14 protein-coding genes are annotated in these 16,188 nt (G+C 71.6%); 6 read left to right on the plus strand and 8 right to left on the minus strand.

What is annotated here, in order from left to right; translation table 11 throughout:
• Positions 1–4: 4 nt before the first annotated feature.
• The 4 genes from MRBLWH7_RS10110 to MRBLWH7_RS10125 are packed head-to-tail and all read right to left on the minus strand — an operon-like array spanning position 5 to position 4,008.
• Entirely contained in the window at positions 5–580 is a 576-nt protein-coding gene (locus MRBLWH7_RS10110) for an acyltransferase (protein WP_342001732.1), read from the minus strand.
• Positions 577–1,920 (minus strand): wax ester/triacylglycerol synthase domain-containing protein, encoded by a 1,344-nt coding sequence (locus MRBLWH7_RS10115; RefSeq protein WP_342001734.1) that lies wholly within the window; start codon positions 1,918–1,920, stop codon positions 577–579. The genes MRBLWH7_RS10110 and MRBLWH7_RS10115 overlap by 4 nt, the downstream gene beginning before the upstream one ends.
• Positions 1,920–2,843 (minus strand): glycosyltransferase, encoded by a 924-nt coding sequence (locus MRBLWH7_RS10120; RefSeq protein ID WP_342001736.1) that lies wholly within the window; start codon positions 2,841–2,843, stop codon positions 1,920–1,922. Before MRBLWH7_RS10120 ends, MRBLWH7_RS10115 begins: the two co-directional genes overlap by 1 nt.
• Positions 2,830–4,008, minus strand: a complete 1,179-nt coding sequence (locus MRBLWH7_RS10125) for a glycosyltransferase family 4 protein (protein ID WP_342002011.1) — start codon at positions 4,006–4,008, stop codon at positions 2,830–2,832. The genes MRBLWH7_RS10120 and MRBLWH7_RS10125 overlap by 14 nt, the downstream gene beginning before the upstream one ends.
• 294 nt (positions 4,009–4,302) lie before the next feature.
• On the opposite strand from MRBLWH7_RS10125, the gene MRBLWH7_RS10130 reads away from it, so the two are divergent.
• From MRBLWH7_RS10130 to MRBLWH7_RS10155, 6 genes are all read left to right on the plus strand, one after another.
• Positions 4,303–5,196, plus strand: a complete 894-nt coding sequence (locus tag MRBLWH7_RS10130; protein ID WP_342001738.1) for a hypothetical protein — start codon at positions 4,303–4,305, stop codon at positions 5,194–5,196.
• A 30-nt stretch (positions 5,197–5,226) separates the two neighbouring features.
• Entirely contained in the window at positions 5,227–6,810 is a 1,584-nt protein-coding gene (locus MRBLWH7_RS10135; RefSeq protein WP_342001739.1) for an O-antigen ligase family protein, read from the plus strand.
• A gap of 148 nt (positions 6,811–6,958) precedes the next feature.
• Positions 6,959–7,816, plus strand: a complete 858-nt coding sequence (locus MRBLWH7_RS10140; RefSeq protein WP_342001741.1) for a glycosyltransferase — start codon at positions 6,959–6,961, stop codon at positions 7,814–7,816.
• Positions 7,813–8,679: a GDSL-type esterase/lipase family protein gene (locus tag MRBLWH7_RS10145; RefSeq protein ID WP_342001743.1), complete on the plus strand. Its 867-nt coding sequence runs from the start codon at positions 7,813–7,815 to the stop codon at positions 8,677–8,679. Before MRBLWH7_RS10140 ends, MRBLWH7_RS10145 begins: the two co-directional genes overlap by 4 nt.
• Positions 8,676–9,620: a glycosyltransferase gene (locus MRBLWH7_RS10150; RefSeq protein WP_342001745.1), complete on the plus strand. Its 945-nt coding sequence runs from the start codon at positions 8,676–8,678 to the stop codon at positions 9,618–9,620. Before MRBLWH7_RS10145 ends, MRBLWH7_RS10150 begins: the two co-directional genes overlap by 4 nt.
• A 43-nt stretch (positions 9,621–9,663) precedes the next feature.
• Entirely contained in the window at positions 9,664–10,647 is a 984-nt protein-coding gene (locus tag MRBLWH7_RS10155; protein ID WP_342001747.1) for a glycosyltransferase family 2 protein, read from the plus strand.
• A gap of 849 nt (positions 10,648–11,496) precedes the next feature.
• On the opposite strand, the gene MRBLWH7_RS10160 is transcribed toward MRBLWH7_RS10155, so the two are convergent.
• From MRBLWH7_RS10160 to MRBLWH7_RS10175, 4 genes are all read right to left on the minus strand, one after another.
• A complete protein-coding gene (locus MRBLWH7_RS10160; protein ID WP_342001750.1) occupies positions 11,497–12,681 on the minus strand; it encodes a glycosyltransferase in 1,185 nt (394 codons plus the stop codon).
• Positions 12,682–12,708: 27 nt separating this feature from the next.
• Entirely contained in the window at positions 12,709–14,235 is a 1,527-nt protein-coding gene (locus MRBLWH7_RS10165) for a sugar transferase (protein ID WP_342001752.1), read from the minus strand.
• Between the two features lie 181 nt (positions 14,236–14,416).
• Complete coding sequence (locus MRBLWH7_RS10170) at positions 14,417–15,613, minus strand: glycosyltransferase (protein ID WP_342001753.1); 1,197 nt, start codon at positions 15,611–15,613, stop codon at positions 14,417–14,419.
• Positions 15,610–16,173 carry an acyltransferase gene (locus tag MRBLWH7_RS10175; protein WP_342002013.1) on the minus strand — a complete coding sequence of 188 codons (564 nt, stop codon included), beginning with the start codon at positions 16,171–16,173 and terminating at the stop codon, positions 15,610–15,612. Before MRBLWH7_RS10175 ends, MRBLWH7_RS10170 begins: the two co-directional genes overlap by 4 nt.
• Positions 16,174–16,188: the final 15 nt, after the last annotated feature.

Genomic DNA, 16,188 nt, shown 5'->3' on the forward strand with positions numbered 1-16,188 from the left:
CGCCCTAGCCGACTCTCTCCTCCTGAGCTTCCCCATGGCTCTCTCCCGCTTCCTGACCCGAGGGCCTCTCGCCGATGACCCGCGCCGGAACCCCTCCGACGATCGAGAACGCCGGAACATCCTTCGTCACCACGGCCCCGGCCGCGACCACGGCGCCCTCGCCGATCGTCACGCCCGCCAGAACCACCACGTTCGCCCCGAGCCAGGAACCCGCGCCGATCACCACATCGCGCTCGATCTTGGGCTGGTCCATGATCGGGACCGGGCCCATCTCGACGCCGTAGTTCGACGCCGTCACCATCACGTGCGGCGCGAACAGGCACTTCTCGCCGATCTCGATGCGACCGGTCTCGTTGCCCGCCCAGATGAGGCTGAACTCACCGATGTGGGTGCCCGCGCCGATCGAGATGCGCTCGCCGTTGCGGAACGACACGTTCGGTGCCATCGAGACGTCCGGCCCCATCTGGATCAGCGGCACCTGCCGCACGAACGAGTAGCCGTGGAAGTGGGCAAGACGCAGCCCGTGCAGCAGCGTGCGGGGGTCGAGCACCGACCCGAGCGCGCCCCGGAGGCGGCTCATCGCGCTGCCCCCGCAGCATCCGTCCCCACCGGAACGGGTGCCGGCGCAAGCAGCTCGCGGTAGACCGCCATGAGCGCGGGAAGGTCGACCGACGAGCGCGCGGTCACGCTGATCACGAGCTCGCGGCGGTACGAGCAGGCCAGGCACGCGACCTCGTCGCGCGGGTCGCCCGCCGGCCACCCGGTGACCGTCTCGACCGGAGCCGTGCCGAAGAACCGCTCGTCGCGGCCCCACGTCACCGAGGTGGCGTAGCCCACCCAGTCCTCGGCGCCCTCGACCACCGAGCCGCCGGACTCGACCGCCGCCTGAACCTGGGCCCGCACGCTCGGCACGATCTCTTCCAGCGGAGCGGATGCTGCGACCGAGACCTTCACGACGCTGATGTCGTTGCGCACCCCGCCGTCACCGGCCCCGCGTCGCGAGATCGGCACGAGGATCGACAGCGTCTCGGCGTCGGGGCGCTGACGCGCCATCGCGATCAGAGTGGCGGCCGTGACCAGGTCGTTGACGGTACCGCCGAGCTTGTACGCGCGGCGCGTGGCGGCGGCGAGGTCTGCGACCTCGTACGCCGATCGGCGACCCTCCCGCACGTCGGCGAGGAGACCGGTGCGCGCGATGCGCGCGTTCTTGACCGGGCGCAGCATGCGCCCGCCCCAGCGGCGCAGCCGCATGCGGAACGACTTGCGCCAGTACGCCCGCCACGCCTGCCGCAGACCCGGATTGCGCTCGCGCCACTGCGCGAACGCGAGGGCGAGCACCTCGAAGCCGTTGCGCGGCGCGATGCCGAGCTCGGCGTACTCCGCCTCGCCCGGCTCCGGCGGTTCGGGCGTGGGCGCGGTGCCGGCGATCACGTCGCCGATCCGCAGGCCGTACATCGCGTCGCCCACCACGTGGTGGTAGCGCATGACGATCGCCACGCGCCCGGAGTCGAGCTCGACGAACTCGAAGTCCCACAGCGGCCGCGACGGGTCCATCGTGGGGCTCAGGCGCCCCGTGAACCGCTCGACTCGGGTCGGGTCGTCGGGCTCGACGTCGTCGGCGAACCGCACGTGGTAGTCGAGGTCGAGGCTCGTCACGGGCACCCACGCCGGCGTCGTCAGGCGCAGCGGCGTAGACACCAGCCGCTGACGCATCGCCGGCGCGAACCAGCTGAGGCGCTCGACGCGCCGGCGGATCGCATCGCGGTCGAGGGTGCCGTCGGGCCCGCGCAGCGGCGCGCCGTCGACGATCAACGTGCCGGCGGCGTGCATCGCGGCGAACGTGACCGCGTTCGACACGTACTTCTCGTCGAGCGAGCTGATCAGCTGCGCCCGGCGGGCGAGTTCGGGGTGCGCGCTCATTACTCTCCTCCGTGCGTCGCGACGCCGAGGGTGATCGGCGCCGGCGGGTCGTCGTCGACGAAGACGCGCCCGTCGAGTGTGAAGCGCACGGCGGTGAAGAACCCGCCGAGGAATCCGCGGAACAGCGCGAGGTCGGCATCCCGGCGCCGATGCTCGCGCCGGTTGTGCACCGCGCGCGACAGGGTGCGCTTCGCGACCACCGCGAACAGGCGCACCCCCACGCGGACCCGCAGCCGCACCCACTTCGCGGTGAGCGCGCCGAGGCCCAGCCCGTAGCCGTGGTGCAGCTGCGTGTAGGCGTCGTCGGCGCGCGTGTGCACGTGGTGCACGACACAGGTCGGGTCGTAGACGATGTGCGCGCCGCTGTCGAGCACGCGGCAGAACATGTCGAGGTCTTCGGCGCCGGCCAGGCGCCGCCCCGCACCCAGCACCGGGTCGAAGCCGCCGAGCACGACGAGCTGCTCGCGCCGGAACGCCATGATCGCGCCGTGCCCGGCGTCGATGCCTTCGATCGTGCGGGTGAACCGCCGGGGCGGCGGCGCCTGCTGCGTGCCGACCAGGGTGTGGTCCAGCATCCGTCCCGTCACGGCGCCGACGGCCGGATCGTCGAAGTCGGCGAGGATCGGCGCCATCCAGCCCTCGACCGCCGCGCAGTCGTCGTCGGTGAACACCACGATCGGCCGCCGGCTCGTCTCGAGGGCGAGGTTGCGGGCGATCGAGAGCCCCTTGATGTCGCTGCGCACGTAGTCGACACTCGCGGTCTCGGCGACCTCCCGGGTCGCCGACGTCGTCGACGCCGAGTCGACGACGAGGATCTGCACGCCCGGCGGCGTCACCGCCGTGAACGAGGCGAGCGCCGCGGCGAGCATCTCGGGCCGCTCGCGCGTGCAGATGGCGAGGGTCACGTCCTCAGGCCGCGGCATCCGTCGTTCCCCTCACCAGGCGCGCCGCCTCGCGGTACGCCGCGAGCGTCGCCTGGGTCGCCGCGGCCCAGCTGAGCTGGTCAGCCCGTGCCATCGCGGCGCTCGACATGCCGGCGAGCACCTCCGGGCGTTCGGTCAGCAGGTCGAGCTGCGCCGTCAGCACCTCGACGTCGCCGACCTCGTGCGTCATCCCGGTGACGCCCTCGTCGATCACCGCGCCCGCGGCGACGGAGACGAGCGGGACGCACCCGGCCACCTGCGCCTCGTATGTCACGAGGGCACTGCCCTCCTCGATGGTCGGGAGCAGCATCACATCGGCCGAGGCCAGCACGCGCATCGGCTCGGACGTGACGCCCCGCACGTCGACGCTCGGGTGCGCGAGCAGCGGTGCCAGATGAGCGGCGTAGTCGTCGTCGAGCCGGCCGTAGACGAGGAACCGCCCGTCGGCGGCGGCCTTCGACGCCGTCCACGCCTGCAGCGCCGTGTGCAGACCCTTGCGCGGGGTGCCCCGGCCGAGGAACACGGCGGTGAGGCGCCCGTCGCCGGCGCGCGCGGGCGGCGTGGTCACCGTGCACCCGTAGCGATGCCGGAGCAGCCGGTCGTCGTCGAACCCGCGAGCGAGGAACGTGCCGGCGACCGCCTCGCTCGGCACGAGCAGCCCGGCTGCGGCCATGTACTCGCTCTCTTCGGTGGCAAGGCGTCGCGGGTCGGCGGTGTGGCTCTCGCCGCGACGCGGCTCGAGACCGAGGGACGCGTACTCGCGCGCCACGACCTCGTACGCGTGCGCGGTATGGGTGTTGGGCACCTCGCGCACGCCGGGGATGCCGAGCCGCCGCGCCGCCTGCAGCGTGCGGACTGACGCGAGCGGCCACGCGTGCACGACATCGCTGGTGTCTGCGCTCAGCAGCCGCTCGACGAGACCCGCTGCGACGGCGTCGTGATAGCGCAGGGCGCGGTCGCGCCCGAGGAGCCGATGCGGGACGCGCCGGCCGCGGAGGGCGAGGGTCGTCCGCACGGACGCCGCCCCCTCGACCGGCTTGGCCATGGAGGCCGCGACGATGTGCACGTCGACGCCGGCGCGAACGAGTTCGTTCGCCTGGTTCCACGCGGTCCAGCCGATGCCCGGGGCTCCGAGCGCATGCGGGAAGCTGTACAGGACTGCCAGAACGCCACCTCCCCCAGGACGAGGCCCGCCTCCATAGGAGCCGTGCCGGGCTCTCGTTCATCACTCTGTGGGAGCCCTCCGGACGGGCACAACCCGGGCCGTCGAATGTCGCCCAGTCTTTACAACCGTGCAACAAAGACACAGGGCGCCGTTAACAATCCGGCGCGACCATGGCAGAGCAAGTCTTGTCGCAACACCTGAGTTTCTGGGATCGGTGTGCGACGCGGACGGCCCGATGGCGTGCTGGGGGTTTCGGGCGGTCTGCGTCCGGAAGCACACGGAGAGAGGTGTCTGATGGAGACTCCGAAGTACCTGCAAGTGCTGTGGAACTACAAGTGGGTGCTGGTTCTCGGCGCCCTCGTCGCCGCGGTGGCCGCGTTCTTCGCCGGCTTCGCGATCGTCAACGGTCAGGTCGTGTCGAGAGCTCAGCAGACCTGGTCGGCCGCGACCACGATGCTGGTCACGAGTCCGGCCGACCGGCTGTATCAAGCCGAGGTGCCGGGCGTGCCGATCCAACAAGGCACCTCCGAGCCGCAGGTCATCGACCTGGCCTCGACGGCGCTCGTGTACGCGTACATCCTGTCGGGGGACATGATCCAGGACGCCGTCGAGGCCGAGATCGGCGCACTCGACGACGAGACCGAATCGATCACCGCGCTGCGCCGTACGACGCAGCCGACAGGCGACGAGCGCTTCCCGGGCCGCCTCAGCCTGCCGGTGCTCGAGGCCGTCGGCACCGCCGAGACCGCGGACCGCGCCGAAGAGATCTCGCGCGCCGCGGCCGCCGCCTTCACGACCTACGTCGTCGCCCAGCAGGAAGAGCAGCAGCTCGCGCCCGAGCTGCGCGTGCTGCTCGAGCCGATCGGCGCGAGCCCCGCGGTGGAGGGCGACTCCTCCAACCCCGCGATCCCGGTCGTCGTCACCTTCGTGGGCGTCTTCCTCGCGTTCGTCGTGCTCGTGTTCATCATCGCCGGCCTGCGCTCCCGGTCCGCGAAGCGCAAGGCCGCTCGCGCCGAGAAGGCTGCCGCAGCGGCCGAGGAGCCGGTGGATGAGACGGATGCTGCGCCCGTAACTCCTGCGAAGAGCACCGACGACGTGGCGCCCGAGGCCGAAGCCGGCGAGCTGGTCGGCGCAGGGCCGCCGTCGCGCCGATCCGGCCGAGCCTCCCGCGAGGACGAGACCGCGTAGGCGACGACGGCCCCTCCTCGGAGCACCGACATGTCGACCCGCACCGCGCACGCACCCGCGGACGAGACCGACGCGCCACCCGCCGAGATCGCGCCCGGCGACGGAGCACGGCCCCACTGGGCCACCGTCGCCGGGATCGCGATCCTCTTCGCCGCGATCGTGATCGCCGGGGTAATCTTCCTCCCGCCGATCGCCATGGGCGCGGCCCTCCTCGGCATCACGCTCATCGTGCTGCTGCGCCGCATCCTGTTCACCTGGCCGGCGCTGCTGTTCCTGCTCGCGGCGACCGTCATGTTCATCCCGGCCCGGCGCTATGCGCTGCCCATCCCGCTCCCGTTCGCGCTCGAGGCGTACCGCCTCATGATCTTCATCGCGATCTTCGCGCTCGGGCTCGCATTCCTGTTCGACCGGTCCCGCCGGTGGCGGCCCGTCGCGTTCGGCTGGCCGATCGGCATCTTCCTGGCCACCCTGCTGGTGTCGTTCATCGTGAACGGCATGCGCCTCGCGAACCTGGGACTGGCGAACACCTCGCTGTCGGGCTTCTTCCAGCTCGGTGTCCTGCTGTCGGTGTTCTATTCGGTGCGCCAGCTGCTCACGAGCGAGCGCATGGTGCAGGGCTTCGTGATGGTGCTCTCGTGGATGGCCGTGATCGTCGCCTTCTTCGCCGTCCTCGAGCGCGTGGCGCGCACCAACGTGTTCCTCATGCTCGCGAACTTCCTGCCGCTGATCGTGCTTCGCGACGACGGCGGCGACGCCACGCGGGCCGGTGTGAATCGCGCATACGGATCGGCGCAGCATCCGATCGCTCTCGCTGTCATGCTCTGCATGTTCCTGCCGATCCTCATCTACCTGGCGAAGTACGCGATCTGGCCGCGCAACATCTGGAACCGGCGCATCGCCTACGGGATCGGCACGTTCATCGTGTTCGGCGGCATCATCGCCGCCATCTCGCGCACGGCGGTGGTCGTCATGGGCGTGATGTTCCTGATCGCACTGGTGCTGCGGCCCAAGGTCGCCCTGCTGCTGCTGGCGTTTGCGGTGCCGGGGCTGCTGCTCGCGATGTTCGTCGTGCCGGCGCAGGTCGAGTCCATGCTGCTGTCGTTCCTGGACGTCGACACGCTCATCGCGTCGCAGTACACGTCGGCGGGCATGACGGGCGCCGGGCGCCTCGCCGACCTGGAACCCGCCTTCGTCGAAGTGCGGCAGTACCCGTTCTTCGGGCAGGGGTACGGCAGCCGGATCGTCGTCGGCGACGACGCGAACTCGTTCATCCTCGACAACCAGGTGCTCGGCATCCTGATGGAGGCGGGCGCGCTCGGCGTCATCGGCTATGCGGTGTTCATGCTCGCGCCCGTCGTCATGCTCATCGTCTACGCCTTGCGCTGGGCGGCCGAGCCGCGTCACGCTCTGCTCGCGTTCGCCGTCGCGGTCTCGATCGCCGGGTACAGCGCGGCGCTCTTCTTCTTCGACGCTTTCGGGTTCTTCCAGTCGTTCCTCGTGCACATGATGCTGCTTGCGGTCGCGGCGTGGGTGTACACCGAGGGCTCCCGCAAGGTGTCCGCGCCGAAGGCGGCGTGGACCCCGGAATCGGCGAGCGCGGGGGTCGTGCAGTGAGCGCGCGGGCGCAGTTCCCGCTCGTTGAGCGGAGCGCGCTCTGGCGCGCGCAGTCGAAACGCCCCGGGTCTACGAGATCGCCGGCGCGTTTCGACTCACTCGTTCCTCGCTCGCTCAACGAGCGAGAGTACGAGCGGGGGGACCGGCGATGAGCGCGCGGCTGAGCGTGGTCATCCCGGCGCACGACGAAGGCGCGGTGATCGACCGCGTGCTGGGCGCGCTGTGCGCATCCAGCAGGCGGGACGAGTTCGAGATCGTCGTCGCGGCCAACGGCTGCACCGACGACACCGTCTCGCGGGCGCGTTCGTACGACGGTGTGCACGTGGTGGAGACACCTCGCGCGTCGAAGGTCGCGGCTCTGCAGGCCGGCGACGACGCGGCATCCGTCTTCCCACGCGCGTACATCGACGCCGATGTGCTGATCGACCCCGATGCGCTCGTGGCCCTCGCCGATGCGCTCGACGAGCCTGGCGTCGAGGTCGCATCGCCCCGGCTGCACGTCGACACGTCCGGGGCGTCGTGGCTGGTGCGCCAGCACTACCGCATCTGGGAGCTCAGCGACTACCGCCGCCGCGGCCACATCGGGTCGGGGGTGTATGCGATGACGAGGGCGGGCCGCGCGCGGTTCGACGCGTGGCCCGATGTCATCGCCGACGACCGCTTCGTGCAGCAGCTGTTCGCGCCCGCCGAGCGCGCGACGCTCGCCGACCACTCGTTCAGCGTGCGCTCCGCCGCCGACATGCGCGCGCACCTGCGCCGCTCCGTGCGCATCGCGCGCGGCAACCGCGAACTGCCCGACCTCGTGCAGCACGAGGATGCCGCGCGGCCGACGGCAGGTACTCGCGGCGGGCTGGCGAGGCGCGTCGCGGGGCGACCGGGCCTGTGGGTGCCCTTCGCCGTCTACTGCGTGAGCTGGACACTTCCGAACGTGCTCGCCCGCCGCGACATCGCCCGCGCGCGCACATCGACCTGGAACCGCGACGACACGAGCCGGGTGGTGGCATGACAAGAAGACGCACAGCGACGATCGTGACGATCGGACTCCTCCTGGGGGTTCTCACCGCCTGCGCGGCGGCACCCCTGCCGGAGCCGGTCGACCTCGCGGAGCTCGAGACGAGTCCGGGGATCGGGGACGTCACGACGATCGGCGCCCTCGGAGACTCGATGACCCTCGGGGTGAACGCCTGCGCCGAGCCCGGCCGTTGCATGGCGGCGAGCTGGGCGACCGGAGACGACCCCGCCGTCGGCTCGATCGCGATGCGCGTCGGCGCGGCGTCGGGCGCCGTTCCCGAAACGGTCAACTCCGCGAAGGACGGCGGCACCGTCGCCGACGCGGTCGCCCGCGTCGACGAGGTGATCGCCGCCCGGCCTCAGCTCGTGGTCGTGCTGCTCGGCGGCAACGACGTGTGCGATGCCGACGTCGACGGCATGACGAGCGTCGACGACTTCCGCGCGTCGTACACGGCGCTGCTGGCCGCGCTGAGCGAGGGCCTCCCCGACGCCCGCGTGCTCGCGCTGTCGATCCCCGACCTGTACCACCTGTGGGAGGTCGGCCGCGACGACGAGGGCACCCGGCAGATCTGGGACAGCAGCCCGTCGTGCAGCAACCTGCTGGGCGACGCCGCCGCGACCGACGCGGCCGCCACAGAGCGGCGCGACGCCGTCGCCGCCCGCACGGTCGAGCTCAACGCGGTCATCGCCGAGGTCTGCGCGGCCGACAGCGCCTGCACCTCGGACGGCGGCGCCGTCTTCGACTACGAATTCTCGCCCGCGGAGATCTCGGCGATCGACCACTTCCACCCGTCGGTGGCGGGCCAGCAGGTCATCGCCGAGATCGCCTGGAACGCCCTCGTGGAGGCCGCACCATGACCACGCTCCTCGTCGCGATCTCGGGCGGCCACCTCACGCAACTCACGATGCTCGCGCCGCGCGTCGCCGACGGCGACGACGTCGTGTGGCTCACCGACGACACCGCGCAGAGCCGGTCGCTGCTCGAGGGACAGACCGTCTACCATGTGCCCACCCGGCCGCCGCGCGACTACGCCGGCGTCATGCGCGACACGGGCATCGCCCTGCAGGCGATGAAGCAGCACAGGGTCGACCGCGTCATCAGCACCGGCGCCCAGATCGCCCTGTCGGCGCTCGTGCCCGCGTCGGCGCGACGCCTGCCGTTCACCTACATCGAGAGCGCCACACGTGTCACCGGCATCTCGGCGACCGGCAAGGTGATGGAACGGGTGCCGTGGGTCGACCGGTACGTGCAGTACCCGCACGCGGTCAACTCCCGCTGGCGCTACGCGCTGTCGGTGTTCGACGGCTTCCGCGTCGAACCCGTCGACGACCCCGCGCCGATCCGCCGGGCAGTGGTCACGGTCGGAGGCAACGGCGACTTCGGGTACCGCCGGCTCGTCGACGGCGCCCGCGCCGCGCTCGACGACCTGGACGGCGACGTCGAGACCCTGTGGCAGGTGGGTGCGACCGACGTGTCGGACCTTCCCCTCGACGCCGTCGCGTCGCTGCCGTCGAGCGAGCTCGGCGCGGCGCTGCGGCAGGCGGACGTCGTGATCGGACACGCCGGCACGGGCACCGCGCTGGCCGCGCTCTCCGCCGGGAAGGTGCCGGTGCTCGCCCCGCGCTCGGTCGAACACGGCGAGCACGTCGACGCCCACCAGCAGGATCTCGCGCGGTTCCTCGGGGACCGGGGGCTCGCCGTGGTGTGCGATGCGGACGCGATCCGCCCGTCCACCCTCGACACCGCGCGGCGCTGGCGCGCCGTCCGATCCGAAGACCTCGCACCCGTGCCGCTCTGAGCCCCGCATCGCGCCGCGACAGCATCCTTGAGGAGGGCAGCACGTGCAGACCCCCGACGTCACCGTCGTCATCGTCAACTACGAGACCCGCGACGACACCATCGCCTGCGTCGCGTCGGTGCTCGAGCACGCCGGTCGCCTCGACGAGCAGGTGGTCGTGGTCGACAACGGCTCGCGTGACGGCAGCGCGGCCGCGCTGCGCGCGGCGCACCCCGGGATCGACGTGATCGAGGCCGGAGAGAACCTCGGCTTCGCCCGCGCTGTCAACCGCGGCGTCTCCGTCGCCCGCGGAGAGTTCGTGCTGCTGCTCAACCCCGACGCGGTCATGCTCGAGAACTCGCTCCCCCGGCTGATCGCCTTCGCCCGCGAGAACCCGCAGTACGGCATCGTCGGCGGCCGCACACTGCGTGAGGATCTCACACTGGAGCCGTCGTCGTGCTGGGGTGCCCCGACGCTCTGGTCGCTCACCATGTACGCGACGATGCTGTCGACCGTCTTCCGGCGCTCTCGCCTGTTCGACCCGGAGTCACTGGGCTCGTGGCAGCGCGACACGATCCGCGAGGTGCCGATCATCACCGGATGCCTGCTGCTCATCCGCCGCGACGACTTCGCAGCACTGGGCGGCATGGACGAGGACTTCTTCCTCTATGGCGAGGACGCCGAGTTCAGCATGCGGGCGGCCGCCCGGGGTATGGCCCGGGTCGTGTATCCGCCGGCAGCGATCATCCACACGGTGGGCGGGTCGTCAGCGGGCTCCTCGAAGGGCTCCATGGTGCTGGCGGGCAAGGTCACGTACCTGGAGAAGACCTGGTCACCCCGGCGGGCCGCGATGGGCGTGCTGCTGCTGAAGGCCGGCGTCGCCGTGCGCGCGGGGCTCGAGGCCCTGACACGGCGGCCGAACCGGCCGTGGTCGACGGTCTGGCGCCGGCGCGCCGACTGGGGCTCGGGCTACCCGCACGCCGAGGCGGCGCTGTTCGGCCGCCCGCTGCCGGAGCCCGCAGCCGCCAGTTCTCCCCCCGCGCGTTGAGCGGGGGCTCTCGGGCGCCCGCATTCGCTCGGGCCGGAGTCTCCCCCGGGTGTGGCGCGTTTCGACTCGCTCGTACCTCGCTCGCTCAACGACCGGAGGCCGGAGTACCGCTCGTTGAGCGGAGGGCGCTCCAGCGCCCGCAGTCGAAACGCCCCGGGGTGTGCGCCGGGTGCGGCGCGTTTCGACTCGCTCGTACCTCGCTCGCTCAACGACCGAGTCGCATACGGGAGCGTCGGGGCCGGGGTGTGCGCCGGGCGCGGCGCGTTTCGACTCGCTCGTACCTCGCTCGCTCAACGACCGAGTCGCATACGGGAGCGTCGGGGCCGGGGTGTGCGCCGGGCGCGGCGCGTTTCGACTCGCTCGTACCTCGCTCGCTCAACGACCGGCAAAAGGAGAGCGCACTCCCCTACCCCGCTCGTTGAGCGGAGGGCGCTCTAGCGCCCGCAGTCGAAACGCCCCCGGGCTTGCGCCGGGCGCGGCGCGTTTCGACTCGCTCGTACCTCGCTCGCTCAACGACCGAGTCGCATACGGGAGCGTCGGGGCCGGGGTGTGCGCCGGGCGCGGCGCGTTCGACTCGCTCGTACCTCGCTCGCTCAACGACCGGCAAAGGGAAAGGGACCGCCTTACCCCGCGCTCGTGCTCGGGCGGGCGTCTCTCCCGGGTGCGGCGCGTTTCGACTCGCTCGTACCTCGCTCGCTCAACGACCGAGTTGTACCGGTCGTTGAGCGGAGGGCGGCCGTGCGGATGATGTTCTCTCGCCGAGTGCACATGATCCCTACGCGCACAACGTGTGGTCTCGGCGAGAGCACATGATGTGAACGCGGGTGCGGGCGGCGCCAGCGGCGACGCCTAGGCCGAGACCCTCGCCCCGTCGGCTCGCTCGGAGTCCGGCGCGGCGGCGGAGGCCGAGGGCGCAGCATCCGTTCCGCCCAGCACCCACGTACGCACCGACCCGATGAAGCGGGAGATGTCGAACTCGGCGGCGCGTGCCCGGGCCGCGGCCGGGTCGATGCGGTCGAGACCTGCCACCGCCGCGGCGAGGTCGACCGGGTCGTCGGGGTCGACCGTGAAGCCGGTCACGCCGTCGAGCACCGACTCGGCGGCGCCGCCCACGCGGTTGACGATGACAGGGCATCCGGCGGCCATCGCCTCGACGGGGATGATGCCGAAGTCCTCGACCGGCGGGAACACGAACGCGAGGGCACGCTGGAACAGCGCCCGCATGAGGGCGTCCGAGACGAACCCCAGCATGTGCACGGGCACCGACGCCGACTCGGCGAGCGCCCGCAGGTAATCGCGCTCCGGTCCGGTGCCGGCCACGACCACGGGAACCCCCAGCCGATCGCCCATCCGGATCACGGCGTCGTGGCGCTTGTACGGCACCAGGCGCGAGGCGGCCATCAGGAAGCCGCGCTCGGGAAGCGCCTCGAGCACCGCAGCCTCCTCGGCGGTGAGCGCCTGGGCCCAGTCGCCGCCCTCGATGATCTCGTGCGCCTTCACCGGCGGGTGGATCACCCGGGCGTCGCGCCCCCACGAGCGGAGGATGCGGCGGCGCACGAACTCGCTGTTCGCCGCCAGATCGCCGGCGTGCCGGGCTGCTCCGCGGTCGACGCGCTTCAGCAGGCCGCGGGCGGCGGCGAGTGCCGGCGAGCTCCCCCGCCCGTCGAGCTCGGGCTCCCACAGGTAGCGCGCGGGCGAGTGCACGTACGAGAACTTGGGGACGCCGTCACGGCGCGTGCCGAAGTCGCAGTGATGCGCGAACACGTAGCTGCTGGTGAGCACCCAATCCGGCCGCGACCCCACCTTCGCCGCGCGCCACGTCGCGGGCATCAGGGGCAGCCCCATCGCCTTGTGGTGGCGCAGCGGCGTGCGCGCCATCCACGACTCGCTGACGGTGCTGCGCGGGAACCGCTCGCCGTCGTCGCTCCAGAGCGCGAACATCCGCGAGTCGGGCAGCGCCACCCGAAAGGCGTCGAGCACCTGTTCGGCGCCGCCCGAGCGTTCGATCCATTCCTGAACGATGAGACCAGACATGAGTGCTACGACCTCTCGGGTGAGGATTCAGTAGGCGCCGTCGCTGTGGAGGACGGCTTTGACGGTCTTCGCGAGCACGACGATGTCTCCGGTGATGGACCAGTTCTCGACGTAGTACAGATCGAGCCGGACGCTGTCCTCCCACGAGAGGTTGGAGCGGCCGTTGACCTGCCAGAGCCCGGTGATGCCCGGGCGGGTGAGCAGCCGGCGACTGACCGGGCCCTCGTACTGCTCGACCTCGCTCGGCAGTGGCGGGCGCGGGCCGACGAGGCTCATGTCGCCGCGCAGCACGTTCCACAGCTGCGGCAGCTCGTCGAGCGAGTACGCACGGAGGAAGCGGCCGGTACGGGTGACGCGGGGGTCGTCCTTCATCTTGAACAGCACCCCGTTTCCTTCGTCGAGCGCGCGCAGCTGCGCCAACCGCTCCTCGGCGTCGACGACCATCGACCGGAACTTGAGCATCGTGAACCGGGTTCCGTGGGCTCCGACGCGCTCCTGCCGGAAGATCACGGGGCCGGGGCTGTCGAGCCGCACCGCCAGCGCGATGGCGGCGAACACCGGCGACAGCAGCAGCAGGGCGACCGTGACGATCGACACGTCGAACAGCCGCTTCACCACGTGGCTGTAGCCCGAGTAGCGCGGCAGGTCGACATGGACCATGGGCAGGCCGTTGATGGGCCGCATGTGGATGCGCGGACCCGCGACGTCGGTGAGCCGCGACATGAGGATCAGCTCGACCTGCGAGTTCTCGAGGTCCCACCCGAGCCTGCGGATCGCGTCGTTCCCTCCGGGCAGGCTGCCCGCCACGATGACGGCCCGAGCGCGGCGATGCTTCGACACCCGCGCGACCTCGTCGAGCGGCACGAACGGCAGCACCTCGGCCCGCACGTCGACGGGATGCGCGCGGGGCTCGCCCGGCGTGCTCACCGCGATCGCGCGGTAGCCGATGCGGTAGTGGCTGCGCAGCTGCGACAGCACGCGTAGCACGTCGTCCCGTCCGCCGACGACGATCGCGCCGGTCATGCAGCGCCCCGCGCGCCGGAGCCGGTGCAGGTAGGTGCGCCACACCCCGCGGCTGACGATGAGGAGCACGAGCCCCAGCGGCAGCGCGATGGCGAGGTACCCGCGGGCCGTCTGCAGCTGCAGCAAGTAGGACACGATCGCGAAGGCGCCGAAGGTGAACAGGGTCGCCTGCAGCACGCGCTGGTACTCGACCATGCCCGTGCCGATGTTGCGCAGCAGCCGGCTGCGGGTCGCGGCGAGCGCCACGAGCCACAGCACGACGAGCGCGACGCTGGTGAGTGCGTAGGCGGCTTCGGCCGTCCAGGCGCTGCCCACGCCGGGCCCGCGGATCGGGTCACCGAACCTCAGCAGCTGCGCCGTGAACACGGCGATCGCGATGGATGCCGCATCCGTCGCGATCATTCCCCAGGCGAGGCGCCGTCGCCAGCCCAGCCGGCGCGGCTGCGGCGCGATCTCGGCGACCGTGGAGAAGAGCTCGACCGGAGAAGCGGGTCGGGCGGTGGAGCGAAGATCGAGAAAAGCGGATGACACGGGCGTACCCCCAAAGAACGCAACCGAACACGCATGCCGGGGCCATCGGCCCCAGTGCCCGTCGATGCGATCCCCGCTCGCGAAGGCCACGCTAGCCGCGCGTCCGAGCCGAAGCCAGGGTCGTCACCACCTGTTTACACAGGCTTCGGGCGCGTGTGACACGCGCGAAACACCGCGGGCGTCAGAGGCCGCGGGCGAGCGCGATGATCCGCTCGTGGCGGGCGGTCCACGAGTTGGCCTCGACGAATGCCACCCTCGCGGCCTCGTCGGCGGGCCCCGCCTGCAGCGCGGCGTCGACCACGTCGACGAAGTCCGTCACTGCGGGCGTGAGCCACACGCGGTCGCTGATGCCGCGGACCGGCGGCAGGTCGATCGAGAGCACCGGCAGCCCCGCCGCGAGATATTCGTAGAGCTTCAACGGGCTCATCGCCTCGGTCAGCGGTGTGCGCCGGTGCGAGACGAGCGCGAGGTCGCAGTTGCGCAGCGTCGCGATGAGCTCGGACCGCCCGACGCTGCCGTGCACGTACACATTGGCGAGCTCCCGCAGCGGTGCGATGTACGACGCGTCGGGCAGGGGACCGAGCAGCACCGTGTGCACGTCGGGCCGCGCCCGTGCGAATTCGGCGATGCCCTCGACGTCGAGCCGGCTGTCGAGCGTGCCGACATACACGGCGCGCGATCGCGGCACGCGGGCGAGCCAGTCGGGTTGCTTCGGCGGCGCCTGCAGCCATTCGGCGGGCTCGACGCCGTTCGGGACGACCTCGTGGGGTCCTGTCGGCTCGATCCGCTCGAGGATCTGCGCCGACACCGCGGCCACGCCGCGACCAGAGGCCGAGATGCGGCGGTACGCCTCGCGGAAGGCCGGCCAGTATTCGCTCCGCCCCGGCGAGCTCAGCCAGTCGTCGCGCGCGAAGAACGTGACGTGCCGCGTCCAGTCGAAGGGCGAGAAGCCTGCCACGAGCGGGTTGCACGTCAGCGCCACCGGGTCGCTGAGCCCCCGCCGCTGGGCTTCGCGCCGCAGCGACGCGTCGTACTCCGCGTACTCGGCCGCGACCTCCGCCGGGTCGAGTCGGTCGGAACGGCGGCGGCGGGCGGGCGAGTGGAGCCAGATCCGATCGGATGCCGGAAACCTGGCGTCGCGGTCGAGCATCGGCGACATCGCCACGCGGGGCAGCCACCGGAACGGGTTCGCGACCACCATACGGCCGACATTCGGGCTGCGCATGAGGCTGGAGACGATGCGGTCCGGTGGACGCATCATGCCGCGTCGCACCGCGTCGGCGTAGGTCTCGAACGAGAAGGTGAACACGAAGTCGTCGGTGCCTTCGGCTGTGCTTCCGGCCACCGTGCGGTGGACGCGCGGCTCCGCTTCGGTCACCCCGGCACCAGCTCTCTCACCACGCGCGCGGGCGCGCCGATGGCGACCGTTCGCGGAGGGATGTCGCGGGTGACGACCGCGTTCGCGCCGATGACCGCCTGCTCGCCGATCGTGACGCCGGGCATCACCACGACGTTCTGGCCGAGCCAGGCACCGCGGCCGATCCGGACGGGCCGGGGGTCGGTCAGCGGCTGGTCGCGGATCGGCACGTCGACGCGGTCGAATCCGTGGCTGTGATCGGAGATGTACACCCCCGCCGCGATGCCGACGGCCTCCTCGATGACGACGCTGCGCACCGCCGAGATCGACGCGCCGCGCATGCGCACACGATCGTGCAGCTCGATCACGGGACCGGGCTCGTCACGCGAGGGGACCATGAGCCACGAGCCGGCGCCGATGAGCACGCCCGCGCCGACGGCGATCTTGTCGGGGTTCGCGATGCGCGTGGGCAGCAGGATGCGCGAGCCCGCGCCGAACGACTGGAAGCCGCCGGCGACGAGCCGGCTGTATGCCGAATCGCGCAGGCGCTGGGCCCCCAGCAGCACCCCATACCCATTCATCCGCCCCACGTGGCT

This window comes from Microbacterium sp. LWH7-1.2, from assembly GCF_038397755.1.
Classification (GTDB): Bacteria; Actinomycetota; Actinomycetes; order Actinomycetales; family Microbacteriaceae; genus Microbacterium.